This is a genomic window from Myroides sp. LoEW2-1, from assembly GCF_009767705.1.
Lineage (GTDB): Bacteria > Bacteroidota > Bacteroidia > Flavobacteriales > Flavobacteriaceae > Flavobacterium > Flavobacterium album_A.
This window is the reverse complement of the sequence record NZ_WSPP01000004.1, coordinates 12,587-27,580: the sequence shown is the minus strand read 5'-3', so window position 1 is coordinate 27,580 and position 14,994 is coordinate 12,587. Positions and strand designations below refer to the sequence as shown.

The following is a 14,994-nucleotide window of genomic DNA, read 5'->3' as shown; positions in this document are numbered from 1 at the left end:
TTTATCCTAACAAAAAAAGGTTATAAAGTGTATTGAAGAATCAATACTAAAATACTTAAAATAGTATAAAAAAAATACGGCCTTATTTTTCAATAAGGCCGTATATATTTAAAGATTTATCTATTTTACTTTAAAAGCTTTAGATTGAGGATAATAAGCTACATCTCCTAATTCTTCTTCTATTCTCAACAGCTGGTTGTATTTTGCCATACGATCTGATCTTGACGCAGAACCAGTTTTAATCTGACCACAATTTAATGCTACAGCTAAATCTGCAATAGTACTATCTTCAGTTTCTCCAGATCTATGAGACATTACAGAAGTATATCCTGCATTTTTCGCCATATTCACAGCAGCAATAGTTTCAGTTAAAGTACCAATTTGATTCACTTTAATTAAAATAGAGTTACCAATATTTTGATTGATACCTCTCTCTAAACGTTCAACATTAGTAACAAATAGATCATCACCCACTAACTGTACTTTATCACCAATTTTTTCAGTTAAGTATTTCCATCCTTCCCAGTCATCTTCATACATACCATCTTCAATTGAAATAATTGGGTACTTAGAAGCTAACTCAGCTAAATAATCAGCCTGTTCTTTAGCAGATCTAACTTTTCCTTTATCGCCTTCAAACTTAGTGTAATCATATTTGCCATCAACATAAAACTCAGAAGCTGCACAATCTAAAGCAATCATAACTTCATCACCGAATTTATAACCAGCTTTTTCAACAGCTAATTTAATAGAGTCTAATGCATCTTCAGTACCTTTTAAAGTAGGTGCAAAACCTCCTTCATCACCAACAGCTGTACTTAAACCACGATCGTGTAATACTTTCTTCAAGTTGTGAAAAATTTCAGTTCCCATTTGCATAGCATGACTAAAATTCTGAGCCTTTACAGGCATGATCATAAACTCTTGAAAAGCAATAGGAGCATCAGAGTGAGAACCACCATTAATGATATTCATCATTGGAACTGGCAATGTATTAGCAGAAACACCACCTACATAACGATATAAAGGCATACCTAATTCAGCTGCAGCAGCTTTTGCTACTGCTAAAGAAACACCTAAAATAGCATTAGCACCTAATTTACCTTTATTCGAAGTACCGTCTAAATCAATCATCAACTGATCAATTGCATTTTGATCAAAAACACTTAATCCTACAACTTCTTCAGCTATAATAGAATTAACATTTTCAACAGCTTTCATAACGCCTTTGCCCATGAATGCCTTTCCACCATCACGTAATTCAACAGCTTCATGTTCTCCAGTTGAAGCACCTGATGGAACAGCTGCTCTACCAATAAAACCACCATCTGTGATTACATCAACTTCTACAGTAGGATTCCCCCTAGAATCTAAAATCTGACGTGCGTGAACACTAACAATTGTACCCATATCTTTTTTGTGTCTTAAAATTTAGTATTAACAAATTTACGAATAAAATAATGAATTAATAAATTCCTCAATCTCTTTTCCAATAACTTAAAACCATAAAAAAAGTAGCTAAAATACTAGCTACTTTCTTTTTGACATATTCTCAACAAATTCGTCAAATAAATATCTTGAATCATGTGGCCCCGGAGAAGATTCTGGGTGATATTGCACAGAAAATACATCCTTATTCTTCATTCTCATACCTGCTACAGTACCATCATTCAAATGTAGATGTGATATTTCAAAATTACCATTAGCAGTCACATCCTCTTTAATAACAGCAAATCCGTGATTTTGAGAAGTAATCTCTCCACGACCTGTAATCGTATTTAAAATAGGGTGATTAACTCCTCTATGCCCACTAAACATTTTAAAAGTATTAACTCCTTGCGACAAACCAATTAACTGATGCCCTAAGCAAATACCAAATACTGGCAAATCTCCTTCTAAAATCGATTCTACAACAGACAATACTCCTAACTTACCTAAAGCACTTGGGTCACCAGGTCCGTTCGACAAGAAAATACCATCTGGTTTAAAAGCCATCAATTCTTCGTAAGAAGAATCATAAGGAAATACCTTTACAAAACAATCACGCTCACTTAAACAACGTAAAATATTAGTTTTGATTCCAAAATCCAAAGCTGCTACGCGAAAACGCGCATTCTGATCTCCAAAGTAATAAGGTTCTTTAGTAGATACTTTAGAAGCAAGCTCAAGCCCATCCATACTAGGAATACTCTTAACAAGAGCGCGCAACTCCTCAATAGATTTTCCATCTGTAGAAATCACAGCATTCATAGCGCCATTATCGCGAATATAAGCAGTTAATGCACGTGTATCTACATCAGATACAGCGACAAGCTGATGCTCTTCTAAATAAGTATACAAATCAGACAAAGAATTAGGTCTTGAGTGGTAAAAACTAAAATTCTTACAAACCAAGCCGGCTATTTTAATACTGTCTGAATCTACTTCTTCACTATTAACACCATAATTACCAATATGTGCGGTAGTTGATAACATGATTTGACCATAGTAAGAAGGATCTGTAAAAATTTCTTGATAACCAGTCATCCCTGTATTGAAACAGATTTCACCGTAAGCGGTACCCTTAATACCAACAGATTTACCGTAAAAAACAGTACCATCATATAGAACTATGATAGCTTCATCTCTTTTATTGTATTCCATTATAATTTAGTTGTATTGAATTTGTGGCAAAAATAGAATAAAAAAAAAGACATTCTTAAAAAGAATGTCTTTTTTATATCATAAATTACAATATGTTATTGTAATACTATTCATTAGTTTCAGCATTAGTAACCTCTACAGCAGGTGCATCAGCTTCAGTAGCTTTTTTCTTCCCTCTACGAGTAGATTTCTTAGCTTCTTTCTTAGCTACATTGTAAATTTCGTTAAAATCAACGAATTCAATCATAGCCATATCTGCGTTATCTCCTAAACGGTTACCCAATTTAATGATACGTGTATATCCACCTGGGCGATCTCCAACTTTTACAGCTACTTCTCTGAATAATTCAGTTACAGCATCTTTATGTCTTAAGTAAGAGAAAACAACACGACGATTATGAGTATCGTCAGTTTTTGCTTTAGTTACTAATGGCTCAATAAACTGCTTTAAAGCTTTAGCTTTAGCAACAGTAGTATTGATACGCTTGTGCTCGATTAAAGAACAAGCCATATTCGCTAACATAGAATTTCTATGACCAGCTTTTCTACCTAAATGATTTATTTTTTTTCCGTGTCTCATTGCTTTCTAGAATTTAGACTTCACAGCCTACATTATTCTTTATCTAATTTGTATTTTGATAGATCCATACCAAAATTTAGCCCTTTAACTGCAACAAGTTCCTCTAACTCTGATAAAGATTTTTTACCAAAGTTTCTAAACTTCATTAAATCGTTTTTGTTAAATGAAACTAAATCTCCTAATGTATCTACTTCAGCCGCTTTTAAACAATTCAATGCTCGAACTGAAAGATCTAAATCTACCAATTTAGTTTTTAGAAGCTGTCTCATATGTAATGATTCTTCATCATAAGACTCAGTTTGAGCAATTTCATCAGCCTCTAAAGTAATTCTTTCGTCAGAGAACAGCATAAAATGATGAATCAAAGTTTTTGCTGCTTCAGTTAAAGCATCCTTTGGATGAATAGAACCATCAGTGATAATATCAAAAACCAATTTTTCGTAATCAGTTTTTTGCTCTACACGATAGTTTTCAATAGCATACTTAACGTTCTTAACTGGAGTATAAATTGAATCAGTAAAGATAGTTCCGATAGGTGCATTTGGCTTTCTATTCTCTTCAGCAGCAACGTACCCTCTTCCTTTCTCAATCGTCAAATCTAATGTAATAGACACGTTAGCATCTAAATTACAAATTACAAGATCTGGGTTCAAGATCTGGAAACTTGAAATGAACTTTTGGAAATCACCAGCAGTCATTTGTTCTTTACCAGAAAAAGAGATACTTACAGTTTCATTATCAACATCTTCGATTTGACGTTTGAAACGAACTTGTTTTAAGTTAAGAATGATTTCAGTTACATCCTCAACAACACCTGCTATAGTAGAAAACTCATGATCTACACCTTCTATACGAACTGAAGTAATAGCATATCCTTCAAGTGAAGATAGAAGAACTCTTCTTAATGCATTACCAATAGTCAATCCATATCCCGGTTCTAAAGGTCTAAATTCGAATTTACCTTTAAAATCGGTCGAATCAATCATGATAACTTTATCGGGCTTTTGAAAATTAAATATTGCCATATTTGTTTCGACTGAATGTCAATTATTATTTGTTGTACAACTCTACGATTAACTGTTCTTTGATGTTTTCAGGAACTTGAAGTCTTTGTGGTACATTTACGAAAGTACCTTCTAAAGTTTCAGGATTCCAAGTAATCCACTCATAAACAGCACTAGAATTAGATAACGAACGTTCGATAATTTCTAGAGTTTTAGATTTTTCACGAACTGCAACTTTATCACCAGGTTTTAGTTGATAAGAAGGGATATTAACCACCTCTCCGTTTACAGTAATGTGTCTGTGAGAAACAACTTGACGAGCTGCACGACGAGAAGGAGCGATACCCATTCTGAATACAACGTTGTCTAATCTTGACTCACATAATTGAATCAAAACTTCACCAGTAACTCCACGAGCAGCAGCTGCTTGTTTGTAAAGGTTACGGAATTGTTTTTCTAAAATACCGTAAGTATATTTAGCTTTTTGTTTCTCCATTAACTGGATAGCATACTCAGATTTTTTTCCGCGTTTTTTTGCTAATCCGTGTTGTCCTGGAGGGTAATTTCTTTTTTCGAAAGATTTATCATCTCCGAAAATAGCTTCGCCGAATTTACGAGCGATCTTAGTTTGTGGACCAGTATATCTTGCCATTTCTAAAAATTAAAAAAAGGTAGGGATTATGAATTCAGGTCACTTTCCTCCGATAATCTATTCCTACCTTTGGTTATACTATAAATTAAACTCTTCTTCTCTTAGGAGGACGACATCCATTATGAGGGATTGGAGTAATATCGATAATCTCAGTTACTTCAATTCCACCGTTATGTAATGATCTGATAGCAGATTCTCTACCATTTCCAGGTCCTTTTACATAAACTTTAACTTTTTTAAGTCCTGCCTCAAGTGCAACTTTACCGCAATCTTCTGCAGCCATTTGAGCAGCGTATGGAGTGTTCTTTTTAGAACCTCTGAATCCCATTTTACCTGCAGATGACCAAGAAATCACTTCACCTTTTTTATTAGTCAATGAAATGATGATATTGTTAAACGTCGCATTAATATGAGCCTCACCTGTTGATTCAACAAGTACTTTACGTTTTTTTGTATTCGCTTTAGCCATATTACTACTTATTATTTAGTTGCTTTTTTCTTGTTAGCAACAGTTTTTCTTTTACCTTTTCTAGTTCTAGAGTTATTCTTAGTTCTTTGTCCTCTTAATGGAAGACCAGCTCTATGACGGATTCCTCTATAACATCCGATATCCATTAAACGTTTGATGTTTAAAGAAATTTCAGATCTTAATTCACCTTCAATAGTGTAGTGAGCTACAGCTTCACGAATTGCTCCGATTTCATCATCGTTCCAATCTAGAACTTTTTTATCTTCGCTAACGTTTGCTCTTTCAAGAATTTCTTTAGCTCTGCTTGAACCAATTCCGAAGATATAAGTTAAAGCAATAACTCCTCTTTTGTGTTTAGGTATATCTACCCCTGCGATTCTTGCCATAATTATCCTTGTCTTTGTTTAAATCTAGGATTCTTTTTATTAATAACGTAAAGTCTACCTTTTCTACGTACTATAATGCACTCGGCACTTCTTTTTTTAACTGATGCTCTTACTTTCATTTTAATAGCCTCTTTAATATCTATAAGTAATTCTTGCTTTGGTCAGATCGTAAGGACTCATTTCCAATTTTACTCTATCACCTGGTAGTAACTTAATATAGTGCATACGCATCTTACCAGAGATATGAGCAATTACGACATGTCCATTTTCTAATTCTACACGGAACATTGCATTTGATAACGCTTCTACGATTGCTCCGTCTTGTTCTATTGCTGCTTGTTTTGCCATAAAAATTAAGCTATTGCTCTTCTATTTTTACCACTAGTCATCATACTATCATACTGTTTATTTAACAAGTATGAGTTTATTTGTTGGATAGTATCAATTACAACACTAACCATAATTAGTAACGATGTTCCACCATAAAACATAGCCCAATGATCTTGAACACCTATCACTGTTTTCATTATTGCAGGAAAAACAGCGATCAAAGCTAAGAATAACGAACCTGGGAAAGTAATCAAAGACATGATTCTGTCTAAGAAATCCGCAGTTTCTGTTCCTGGTCTAACACCAGGTATAAATCCTCCACTTCGTTTCAAATCATCAGCCATCTTATTAGTAGGTACTGTAATTGCGGTGTAAAAGTACGTAAAAATTATGATTAATAAAGCAAAAAGTAAATTATACTCCCAACCAAATACATTATGGAAGGTTGTACTTATAGATTTTGCAGTATCCGAAGTTGATAATCCAGCAACTGCTGCTGGCACAAACATAATCGCTTGAGCGAAGATGATTGGCATTACTCCAGATGCGTTAAGCTTTAAAGGTATCCATTGACGGTTACCACCTAACATTGATTGATCATAAGTTCCAGAAGCACTTCTTCTTGCATATTGAACAGGAATCCTTCTAACAGCAAGCGTCAATAAAATACAAGCAATAATGATTAACAACCATAAAATTACTTCAATCACCACCAACATAAGACCACCATTACTACTTTCAGTTGTTCTCGATTGAAACTCTTGAACGAACGCCATTGGCAATCTTGCGATAATACCAACCATAATTAACAATGAGATCCCATTTCCAATACCTTTATCAGTAATTTTTTCACCTAACCACATTGCAAAAATAGTTCCGGTAACTAGTATAATTACTGAAGAAAACAAGAATGAGAAAGAATCGAAACCTAGCAAAAATGCATCTGATGGCAACTGCAAGTACAAATTATAAATGTAACTTGGCCCTTGTAACAAGGTGATACCAATTGTCAACCATCGCGTAATTTGGTTCATTTTCTTTCTACCGCTTTCTCCATCATTTTGCAGTTTTTGAAGATAAGGAACCGCGATTCCCATCAACTGTACTACAATGGAAGCAGAAATATAAGGCATAATACCTAATGCGAAAACAGAAGCTTGCGAGAACGCTCCCCCTGTAAACACATTTATTAACCAACCAACACCTTGATTAGTTTGCTCTGTTAAAGCTTGCAATTTTGTAGCGTCAATACCTGGAAGAGTAACTTGTGTACCGAATCGGTACACAAGTAATAATCCTAATGTAATTAGAATTTTATTTTTTAGTTCTTCAATTTTCCAAATATTGGCTAATGTTTCAAAAAACTTCTTCATCTTGTTTACTAAGATTTTATAACGTTACAATTTCTCCTCCTACAGCTTCGATTGCTTGTTTAGCAGAAGCTGAAAATTTATGAGCAGAAACTTTTAATTTAGCTTTTAATTCGCCACGTCCTAAAACCTTCACTAAACCATTTTTAGAAGCTAAACCTAAATCTACTAAAAGAGCGAAATCTACAGTATCTGTAACTACTCCATTATCAACCAAACCTTGTAAAGTTTCTAAGTTAACAACGTTGTACTCAACTCTATTAATATTTTTGAAACCAAATTTTGGTACACGTCTTTGAAGTGGCATTTGCCCTCCTTCAAATCCGATCTTTTTAGAATATCCTGAACGTGATTTTGCTCCCTTATGTCCTTTTGTAGAAGTTCCTCCTTTTCCAGAACCTTCACCACGACCAACTCGTTTGTTTTGGTTGTGTACTGAACCGTTTGCTGGCTGTAAATTACTTAAATTCATACTTTACAAAATTATTTAATTTCTTCTACAGAAACTAAGTGTTGAACTTTTTTTACCATTCCTAAAATTGCACTTGAAGCTTCATGCTCCACTACTTGTCCAATTTTACGAAGTCCTAAAGCCTCTAATGTTCTCTTTTGAATAAGAGGACAGTTGATTTGGCTTTTTACTTGTTTTACTTTTATTCTTGACATAACTTCCTTCAAATTAACCTTTAAATACTTTTTCTAAAGAAATTCCTCTTTGTTTTGCAACTGTAGAAGCACTTCTTAAGCGTAATAAAGCATCGAAAGTAGCTTTAACCACGTTGTGTGGGTTAGAAGAACCCTGAGATTTTGATAATAAATCTTTAATCCCTACTGATTCTACAACTGCTCTCACAGAACCTCCAGCAATTACTCCAGTACCCAAAGATGCAGGCATCAATAATACTCTTGCTCCACTGAATTTACCTTTTTGTTCGTGAGGAATAGTATGACCATTCAAAGGAATTCTTACTAAGTTTTTCTTAGCATCTTCCACCGCTTTAGCGATTGCTTCAGAAACATCTTTTGATTTACCTAAACCATGACCCACTACACCGTTCTCGTCACCTACTACAACTACAGCTGAGAATCCGAAAGCACGCCCACCTTTAGTTACTTTAGTTACACGATTAACACTAACCAAACGGTCTTTTAAATCAAGACCACTTGGTTTTACAAATTCTACGTTTTTATAATTTTGATACATAACTAATTAGAATTTTAATCCAGCTTCTCTAGCACCGTTCGCTAATGATTGAACACGTCCGTGGTATAAATAACCATTTCTGTCGAAAGATACATTTTCTATACCAGCTTTTAAAGCTTTTTCTGCAATTAGTTTCCCAACCGATGCAGCAGTTTCAATATTGGTTCCTCTTGTTATACCAGCTTCTCTTGAAGATGCTGAAGCTAGAGTTACTCCATTCACGTCATCTATGATTTGCGCATAGATCTCTTTATTACTTCTGAATACAGAAAGTCTTGGTTTTGCTGTAGTTCCAGTAACCACCTTTCTAATTCTGAATTTTATACGTTGTCTTCTTTCAGATTTTGTTAATGACATAGTCTTAATTTTTAAGCTGATTTACCTGCTTTTCTTCTTAACTCTTCACCCACAAACTTGATACCTTTTCCTTTGTAAGGTTCTGGTTTACGGAATGAACGGATTTTAGCTGCCACTTGACCTACTAATTGTTTGTCATGTGAAGTCAATTTCACTAGTGGGTTTTTCCCTTTTTCAGATATAGTTTCCACTTTTACTTCTGAAGCAACATCTATTACGATATTGTGTGAAAAACCTAAAGCTAAATCTAACTTTTGACCTTGGTTAGAAGCACGATATCCTACCCCTACCAATTCCAAAGTGATTGTAAATCCTTCAGATACACCTGTAATCATATTGTTAATTAAACTACGGTATAAACCGTGTTTTGCTCTCTCATCTTTATCGTCAGATGAACGCTCAACAATTACATTATTTTCTTCAACTTTAACACTAACTGTATCAAATTTCTGAGTAAGCTCTCCTAATTTACCTTTAACAACGATCTCTCCTTCTTTAACGTCAACCGTTACACCAGCAGGGATTGCTATTGGACTTTTTCCTATTCTTGACATCTCTTAGTCTTTTTAAATTAGTATACGTAACAAACTACTTCTCCACCAACATTAAGTTGTTTCGCTTGTTTTCCAGTCATCAATCCTCTTGATGTTGAAATAATAGCGATTCCTAAACCATTTAAGATTCTAGGAAGGTCAGCTGCAGAAGCGTATTTACGCAAACCTGGTTTACTAATTCTTTGGATATCTCTAATTACAGACTCTTTAGTGTCCTTATCATATTTTAAAGCTATTTTGATTGTTCCTTGAACTGAACTATCATCAAATTTATAGCTTAAGATATATCCTTGATCGAATAAAATTTTCGTGATTTCTTTCTTAAAGTTAGATGCTGGAATCTCAACTACTTTGTGGTTTGCACGCACAGCATTTCTAATTCTTGTAAGGAAATCTGCTATTGGATCTGTATACATTGTTTTTACCTTTAAATCTTAATTACCAACTTGCCTTTTTAACTCCTGGTATCAATCCATTATTTGCCATTTCACGGAAAGTAACACGAGAAATACCGAACTGACGCATATACCCTCTTGGTCTTCCTGTTAATTTACATCTGTTGTGTAAACGTACTGGAGAAGCATTTTTAGGCAATTTTTGTAACCCTTCGTAGTCTCCAGCTTCTAAAAGAGCTTTTCTCTTATCAGCATATTTATCTACTAATGCTTGTCTTTTTACCTCACGGGCTTTCATTGATTCTTTAGCCATACTTAATTCTTTTTAAAAGGTAATCCTAATTCAGCAAGTAAAGATTTCGCTTCTTTATCTGTATTGGCAGATGTTACAAAAGTGATATCAAAACCAGCGATTTTGTTTACTTTATCAATATTGATTTCAGGGAAAATAATCTGCTCAGTAACACCTAAGTTATAATTTCCTCTTCCGTCAAATCCGTCAGATTTAATTCCTTGGAAATCTCTAACACGTGGTAAAGCAGAAGTTACTAAACGATCTAAGAACTCATACATTTTCTCTCCACGTAAAGTTACTTTAGCTCCAATTGGCATACCTTTTCTCAATTTAAACGTAGCAACGTCTTTCTTTGAGATAGTAGCAACAGCTTTTTGTCCTGTAATTTTAGTCAATTCCTCAACTGCGTAATCAACTAATTTTTTATCAGATACAGCTGCTCCAACACCACGGCTAACAACGATTTTCTCAAGTTTTGGAACTTGCATAACGTTTTTGTAACCAAATTCCTCAGTAAGAGCAGAGATTACTCTGCTTTTATACTCTTCTTTAAGTCTTGGTATATAAGCCATAACTATAATACTTGTTTTGATTTTTTAGAAACTCTAACATTTTTTCCGTTCTCATCTTTCTCGATAGCTACTCTTGTAACTTCGTTAGTCTTAGGATCTACGATCGCTAAGTTAGAGATGTGGATTGGAGCTTCTTTTTTAACAATTCCACCTTGAGGGTTAGTAGCACTAGGCTTAACATGCTTAGAAATGATGTTTAACCCTTCAACAATAGCTTTGTTTTTTTCACGTAATACACGTACTACCTTACCTTCTAAACCTTTATGGTCTCCAGCAATTACACGTACTGTATCTCCTGTTTTTATCTTTAGCTTAGTCATCTTTTGAAAGAATTATAACACCTCTGGTGCTAATGATACAATTTTCATGAATTGTTTTTCACGAAGTTCTCTCGCTACTGGACCAAAAACACGAGTTCCTCTCATCTCACCTGCAGCATTCAATAATACACATGCGTTATCATCAAATCTGATGTAAGATCCATCGGCTCTTCTCACTTCTTTTTTGGTACGAACAACAACTGCAGTTGAAACAGCACCTTTCTTAACGTTTCCGTTTGGAGTTGCTTCTTTGATTGAAACTACAATTTTATCTCCTACAGAGGCATAACGACGTTTCGTTCCTCCTAACACGCGGATTGTCAAAACTTCTTTTGCTCCCGTGTTATCTGCTACTTTAAGTCTAGATTCCTGTTGTACCATAATTATTTCGCTCTTTCAATGATTTCAACTAATCTCCAACATTTAGATTTAGATAATGGACGAGTCTCCATAATTCTAACTGTATCACCAATGTTGCAGTCATTTGTTTCGTCGTGTGCAACATATTTCTTAGTTTTCAACACGAACTTTCCGTATAAAGGGTGTTTTACTCTCTTTACTTCAGACACAACAATAGATTTCTCCATTTTGTTGCTAGTAACAACACCTATTCTTTCTTTTCTTTCTTTTCTATTTTCCATCTTTCGGCAGAATACAATTATTGTAACTCTCTTTTACTTAACTCTGTCTTAACTCTAGCGATGCTTCTTCTAACCGTTCTGATTTGAAGAGGATTCTCAATTGGAGAAATCGCGTGTGCAGATCTTAAGTTATTATATGCGCTTGTCAACTGCGTTAGTTGATCTTGTAATTCAGCTACAGATAGACTTACTATTTCTGATTGTTTCATGATAAATTTTAGATTATGCTTCGAAATCTCTAGCGATTACAAATTTAGTTCTAACTGGAAGTTTTTGTGCTGCTAAACGCAATGCTTCTTTAGCAACTGAAATTGGCACTCCACCAACTTCGAACATAATTCTTCCTGGTTTTACCACAGCAACCCAGTACTCTACTGCACCTTTACCTTTACCCATACGTACTTCAAGAGGCTTTTTAGTAATTGGTTTATCTGGGAAAATCTTGATCCACAACTGTCCTTCACGTTTCATGAAACGAGTAGCTGCAATACGAGCTGCCTCAATTTGACGAGAAGTAATAAATGAAGTGTCCATCGATTTGATTCCAAACATACCATTTGAAAGTTCATGCCCTCTTTGAGAAATCCCTTTCATTTTACCTTTCTGTACCTTACGGTATTTTGTTCTTTTAGGCTGTAACATTTTTCTTCAGTTTAAAAATTACTTTCTTTTGCGTTGGTTAGTTTTACCTTTTGGAGATCCTGCTGATTTAGATTGTTTTTTATCCATTCCAGCTAACGGAGAAAGATCTCTTTTTCCATAAACTTCACCTTTCATGATCCACACTTTAATTCCCATTCTACCATAAGTAGTGTGAGCTTCAGCAAGTGCGTAATCGATGTCAGCTCTGAAAGTTGATAAAGGAATACGTCCTTCTTTAAAAGTTTCAGAACGTGCCATTTCAGCACCATTCAAACGACCAGAAATCATAACTTTAATTCCTTCAGCGTTCATTCTCATCGCAGCAGCCATAGCCATACGAATCGCACGACGGTAAGAAATTCTGTTCTCAATTTGACGAGCGATACTTGCAGCCACAAGATATCCGTCTAATTCAGGACGTTTGATTTCAAAAATGTTAATCTGAACTTCTTTATCAGTAATCTTTTTTAACTCTTCTTTTAGCTTGTCTACCTCTTGTCCACCTTTCCCGATAATAATACCAGGTCTAGCAGTAGTGATAGTAACGGTTACAAGTTTCAAAGTTCTTTCGATGATTACTTTAGAAACACTAGCTTTTGATAAACGAGCATGGATATACTTTCTGATTTTGTGATCTTCAGCGATTTTATCACCGTAGTCATTTCCACCATACCAGTTTGAGTCCCATCCTCTAATAATACCAAGGCGATTCCCGATTGGATTAGTCTTTTGTCCCATACTGCTTATTAATTGCTTTGTGTGTTATTATTAGATCCTAACACGATTGTTACGTGATTAGAACGTTTTCTTATTCTATGTGCTCTTCCTTGAGGTGCAGGACGTAATCTTTTTAACATCATACCACCATCAACTCTGATTTCTTTAACGATTAAACCAGCTTCTTCAATATTTGAATCACTGTTTTTCGCTTGCCAGTTAGCGATTGCAGATAAAAGCAATTTCTCTAAATTACGAGAAGCTTCTTTTGAACTGAATCTTAATATATTTAGAGCTTTTTCTACTTTCTGTCCTCTAACTAAATCCGCTACTAAGCGCATTTTTCTTGGAGAAGTAGGGCAATTATTTAGCTTAGCGAAAGCAACTTGCTTGTTAGCCTCTTTAATCTGCTCAGCTCTCTCTCTTTTACGAACTCCCATAGCTTCTTATTATTTTTTACCTTTATTCTTTGCACCAGCATGACCTCTAAAAGATCTTGTTGGTGAAAATTCTCCTAATTTATGTCCTACCATGTTCTCTGTTACATATACAGGAACAAATTGACGACCATTGTGCACTGCGATAGTTTGTCCAACGAAGTCTGGAGTAATCATAGAAGCTCTTGACCAAGTCTTGATAACTCCATTTTTTCCACTCTCTACGTTTTGTTGAACTTTCTTCTCTAATTTAAAGTGAACATAAGGTCCTTTTTTTAACGAACGTGCCATGTCTTAATCTTTTATTTCTTTCTACGTTCAACAATATACTTATTACTCGCTTTAACTTTTGAACGAGTTCTGTAACCTTTAGCAGGCATCCCGTTTCTTGAACGTGGGTGTCCTCCTGAAGAACGACCTTCTCCACCTCCCATTGGGTGATCTACTGGGTTCATCGCTACAGCTCTTGTTCTTGGTCTTCTACCTAACCATCTAGATCTACCAGCTTTACCTGAAACGATTAATTGGTGATCGTGATTAGACACAGCTCCGATAGTAGCAACACACTCTAATAAAATTAAACGGATTTCTCCTGAAGGCATTTTAATAGTAGCATATTTACCATCTCTAGCAACTAATTGTGCAAATGTACCTGCTGAACGAGCAATAACAGCACCTTGTCCTGGACGTAATTCGATACAAGAAATAACAGTTCCTAAAGGAATATTTCTTAAAGGCATCGCATTCCCAACTTCTGGTGATGCTTCTGGTCCTGAAACTACAGTTTGACCAACTTTCATACCGCTTTGTGCAATTACGTATGATTTAGCTCCATCTGCGTAAGCAATCAAAGCGATGAATGCTGTACGGTTTGGATCATACTCGATAGTTTTAACAGTAGCTGGAATTCCAACTTTAGTTCTTTTAAAATCTACCACACGGTATCTTTGTTTATGACCACCACCTGTGTAGCGCATGGTCATTTTCCCTTGACTATTTCTACCTCCAGATTTTTTTTTCGGTGCTAGTAAACTACGCTCCGGCTTATCAGTTGTTATAGCGTCAAAACTATTCACAACTCTAAAACGCTGACCTGGGGTAATAGGTTTTAATTTTCTAACTGACATTATTTATTAGATATTTGAATAAAAGTCTATACTCTCTCCTTCTTTCAATTCAACTATTGCTTTCTTGTAAGCATTAGTTTTAGCGTTGATCATTCCACTTTTAGTGTACTTAACAGAACGCTTAGCAGCATAGTTCATAGTATTTACACTAACAACAGTAACTCCATAAGCAGCTTCTACTGCTTTTTTGATCTCAATTTTGTTAGCTCTTCTATCAACTACAAAACCAAAACGACCGAATATTTCGCCGTCTTTAGTTATTTTTTCTGTAATTATAGGCTTAATTAAAACACTCATCT

The 14,994-nt window shown here is 35.0% G+C and carries 28 protein-coding genes; all 28 read right to left on the bottom strand.

Annotation, left to right across the window (positions count from 1 at the left end):
* Positions 1-120 precede the first annotated feature (120 nt).
* The gene (gene eno / locus GOQ24_RS00515) at positions 121-1,410 is read right to left on the bottom strand and encodes a phosphopyruvate hydratase (RefSeq protein ID WP_155091411.1); all 1,290 of its coding nucleotides are present in this window, start codon (positions 1,408-1,410) and stop codon (positions 121-123) included.
* A gap of 120 nt (positions 1,411-1,530) precedes the next feature.
* A complete protein-coding gene (carA, locus tag GOQ24_RS00510; RefSeq protein WP_155091410.1) occupies positions 1,531-2,643 on the bottom strand; it encodes a glutamine-hydrolyzing carbamoyl-phosphate synthase small subunit in 1,113 nt (370 codons plus the stop codon).
* 106 nt (positions 2,644-2,749) lie between these two features.
* The gene (rplQ, locus tag GOQ24_RS00505) at positions 2,750-3,223 is read right to left on the bottom strand and encodes a 50S ribosomal protein L17 (protein WP_160338882.1); all 474 of its coding nucleotides are present in this window, start codon (positions 3,221-3,223) and stop codon (positions 2,750-2,752) included.
* Positions 3,224-3,255: 32 nt separating this feature from the next.
* Positions 3,256-4,248: a DNA-directed RNA polymerase subunit alpha gene (locus GOQ24_RS00500; protein WP_155091408.1), complete on the bottom strand. Its 993-nt coding sequence runs from the start codon at positions 4,246-4,248 to the stop codon at positions 3,256-3,258.
* Positions 4,249-4,273: 25 nt separating this feature from the next.
* On the bottom strand, positions 4,274-4,879 hold the full coding sequence (gene rpsD / locus GOQ24_RS00495) for a 30S ribosomal protein S4 (RefSeq protein ID WP_155091407.1): 606 nt from the start codon (positions 4,877-4,879) through the stop codon (positions 4,274-4,276).
* An 85-nt stretch (positions 4,880-4,964) separates the two neighbouring features.
* On the bottom strand, positions 4,965-5,348 hold the full coding sequence (gene rpsK / locus GOQ24_RS00490; RefSeq protein WP_155091406.1) for a 30S ribosomal protein S11: 384 nt from the start codon (positions 5,346-5,348) through the stop codon (positions 4,965-4,967).
* A gap of 11 nt (positions 5,349-5,359) precedes the next feature.
* Positions 5,360-5,734 (bottom strand): 30S ribosomal protein S13, encoded by a 375-nt coding sequence (gene rpsM / locus GOQ24_RS00485; protein ID WP_160338881.1) that lies wholly within the window; start codon positions 5,732-5,734, stop codon positions 5,360-5,362.
* Positions 5,735-5,736: 2 nt separating this feature from the next.
* The gene (gene ykgO / locus GOQ24_RS00480) at positions 5,737-5,853 is read right to left on the bottom strand and encodes a type B 50S ribosomal protein L36 (RefSeq protein WP_002987490.1); all 117 of its coding nucleotides are present in this window, start codon (positions 5,851-5,853) and stop codon (positions 5,737-5,739) included.
* Between the two features lie 13 nt (positions 5,854-5,866).
* Positions 5,867-6,082: a translation initiation factor IF-1 gene (gene infA, locus GOQ24_RS00475; RefSeq protein WP_155091404.1), complete on the bottom strand. Its 216-nt coding sequence runs from the start codon at positions 6,080-6,082 to the stop codon at positions 5,867-5,869.
* 5 nt (positions 6,083-6,087) lie between these two features.
* The gene (gene secY / locus GOQ24_RS00470; protein ID WP_155091403.1) at positions 6,088-7,437 is read right to left on the bottom strand and encodes a preprotein translocase subunit SecY; all 1,350 of its coding nucleotides are present in this window, start codon (positions 7,435-7,437) and stop codon (positions 6,088-6,090) included.
* Positions 7,438-7,453: 16 nt separating this feature from the next.
* Positions 7,454-7,906 carry a 50S ribosomal protein L15 gene (gene rplO / locus GOQ24_RS00465; protein ID WP_155091402.1) on the bottom strand — a complete coding sequence of 151 codons (453 nt, stop codon included), beginning with the start codon at positions 7,904-7,906 and terminating at the stop codon, positions 7,454-7,456.
* 11 nt (positions 7,907-7,917) lie between these two features.
* Positions 7,918-8,100: a 50S ribosomal protein L30 gene (gene rpmD / locus GOQ24_RS00460; RefSeq protein ID WP_155091401.1), complete on the bottom strand. Its 183-nt coding sequence runs from the start codon at positions 8,098-8,100 to the stop codon at positions 7,918-7,920.
* 13 nt (positions 8,101-8,113) lie between these two features.
* Positions 8,114-8,638: a 30S ribosomal protein S5 gene (gene rpsE / locus GOQ24_RS00455; protein WP_155034705.1), complete on the bottom strand. Its 525-nt coding sequence runs from the start codon at positions 8,636-8,638 to the stop codon at positions 8,114-8,116.
* 6 nt (positions 8,639-8,644) lie between these two features.
* Positions 8,645-8,995 (bottom strand): 50S ribosomal protein L18, encoded by a 351-nt coding sequence (gene rplR, locus GOQ24_RS00450; RefSeq protein WP_155091400.1) that lies wholly within the window; start codon positions 8,993-8,995, stop codon positions 8,645-8,647.
* A gap of 11 nt (positions 8,996-9,006) precedes the next feature.
* Positions 9,007-9,549 carry a 50S ribosomal protein L6 gene (rplF, locus tag GOQ24_RS00445; RefSeq protein ID WP_155091399.1) on the bottom strand — a complete coding sequence of 181 codons (543 nt, stop codon included), beginning with the start codon at positions 9,547-9,549 and terminating at the stop codon, positions 9,007-9,009.
* 17 nt (positions 9,550-9,566) lie between these two features.
* Positions 9,567-9,965: a 30S ribosomal protein S8 gene (gene rpsH, locus GOQ24_RS00440; RefSeq protein WP_155091398.1), complete on the bottom strand. Its 399-nt coding sequence runs from the start codon at positions 9,963-9,965 to the stop codon at positions 9,567-9,569.
* Between the two features lie 22 nt (positions 9,966-9,987).
* The gene (rpsN, locus tag GOQ24_RS00435) at positions 9,988-10,257 is read right to left on the bottom strand and encodes a 30S ribosomal protein S14 (protein WP_155091397.1); all 270 of its coding nucleotides are present in this window, start codon (positions 10,255-10,257) and stop codon (positions 9,988-9,990) included.
* Between the two features lie 2 nt (positions 10,258-10,259).
* Positions 10,260-10,811 carry a 50S ribosomal protein L5 gene (gene rplE, locus GOQ24_RS00430; RefSeq protein WP_155091396.1) on the bottom strand — a complete coding sequence of 184 codons (552 nt, stop codon included), beginning with the start codon at positions 10,809-10,811 and terminating at the stop codon, positions 10,260-10,262.
* A 2-nt stretch (positions 10,812-10,813) separates the two neighbouring features.
* Positions 10,814-11,131, bottom strand: coding sequence for a 50S ribosomal protein L24 (gene rplX / locus GOQ24_RS00425; RefSeq protein ID WP_155091395.1), 318 nt, complete (start codon positions 11,129-11,131; stop codon positions 10,814-10,816).
* A 12-nt stretch (positions 11,132-11,143) separates the two neighbouring features.
* Positions 11,144-11,512, bottom strand: a complete 369-nt coding sequence (gene rplN / locus GOQ24_RS00420) for a 50S ribosomal protein L14 (RefSeq protein WP_155091394.1) — start codon at positions 11,510-11,512, stop codon at positions 11,144-11,146.
* Between the two features lie 2 nt (positions 11,513-11,514).
* Positions 11,515-11,772, bottom strand: a complete 258-nt coding sequence (rpsQ, locus tag GOQ24_RS00415; protein WP_155091393.1) for a 30S ribosomal protein S17 — start codon at positions 11,770-11,772, stop codon at positions 11,515-11,517.
* A 17-nt stretch (positions 11,773-11,789) separates the two neighbouring features.
* Complete coding sequence (rpmC, locus tag GOQ24_RS00410; protein WP_155091392.1) at positions 11,790-11,981, bottom strand: 50S ribosomal protein L29; 192 nt, start codon at positions 11,979-11,981, stop codon at positions 11,790-11,792.
* Positions 11,982-11,994: 13 nt separating this feature from the next.
* Positions 11,995-12,414 (bottom strand): 50S ribosomal protein L16, encoded by a 420-nt coding sequence (gene rplP, locus GOQ24_RS00405; protein ID WP_155091391.1) that lies wholly within the window; start codon positions 12,412-12,414, stop codon positions 11,995-11,997.
* 18 nt (positions 12,415-12,432) lie between these two features.
* Positions 12,433-13,152, bottom strand: coding sequence for a 30S ribosomal protein S3 (gene rpsC, locus GOQ24_RS00400; RefSeq protein ID WP_155091390.1), 720 nt, complete (start codon positions 13,150-13,152; stop codon positions 12,433-12,435).
* An 8-nt stretch (positions 13,153-13,160) separates the two neighbouring features.
* Positions 13,161-13,571: a 50S ribosomal protein L22 gene (gene rplV, locus GOQ24_RS00395; protein ID WP_155091389.1), complete on the bottom strand. Its 411-nt coding sequence runs from the start codon at positions 13,569-13,571 to the stop codon at positions 13,161-13,163.
* A 9-nt stretch (positions 13,572-13,580) separates the two neighbouring features.
* A complete protein-coding gene (gene rpsS / locus GOQ24_RS00390) occupies positions 13,581-13,859 on the bottom strand; it encodes a 30S ribosomal protein S19 (RefSeq protein ID WP_160338880.1) in 279 nt (92 codons plus the stop codon).
* An 11-nt stretch (positions 13,860-13,870) separates the two neighbouring features.
* A complete protein-coding gene (gene rplB / locus GOQ24_RS00385; protein ID WP_155091387.1) occupies positions 13,871-14,695 on the bottom strand; it encodes a 50S ribosomal protein L2 in 825 nt (274 codons plus the stop codon).
* A 6-nt stretch (positions 14,696-14,701) separates the two neighbouring features.
* Entirely contained in the window at positions 14,702-14,992 is a 291-nt protein-coding gene (gene rplW / locus GOQ24_RS00380) for a 50S ribosomal protein L23 (RefSeq protein WP_155091386.1), read from the bottom strand.
* Positions 14,993-14,994: the final 2 nt, after the last annotated feature.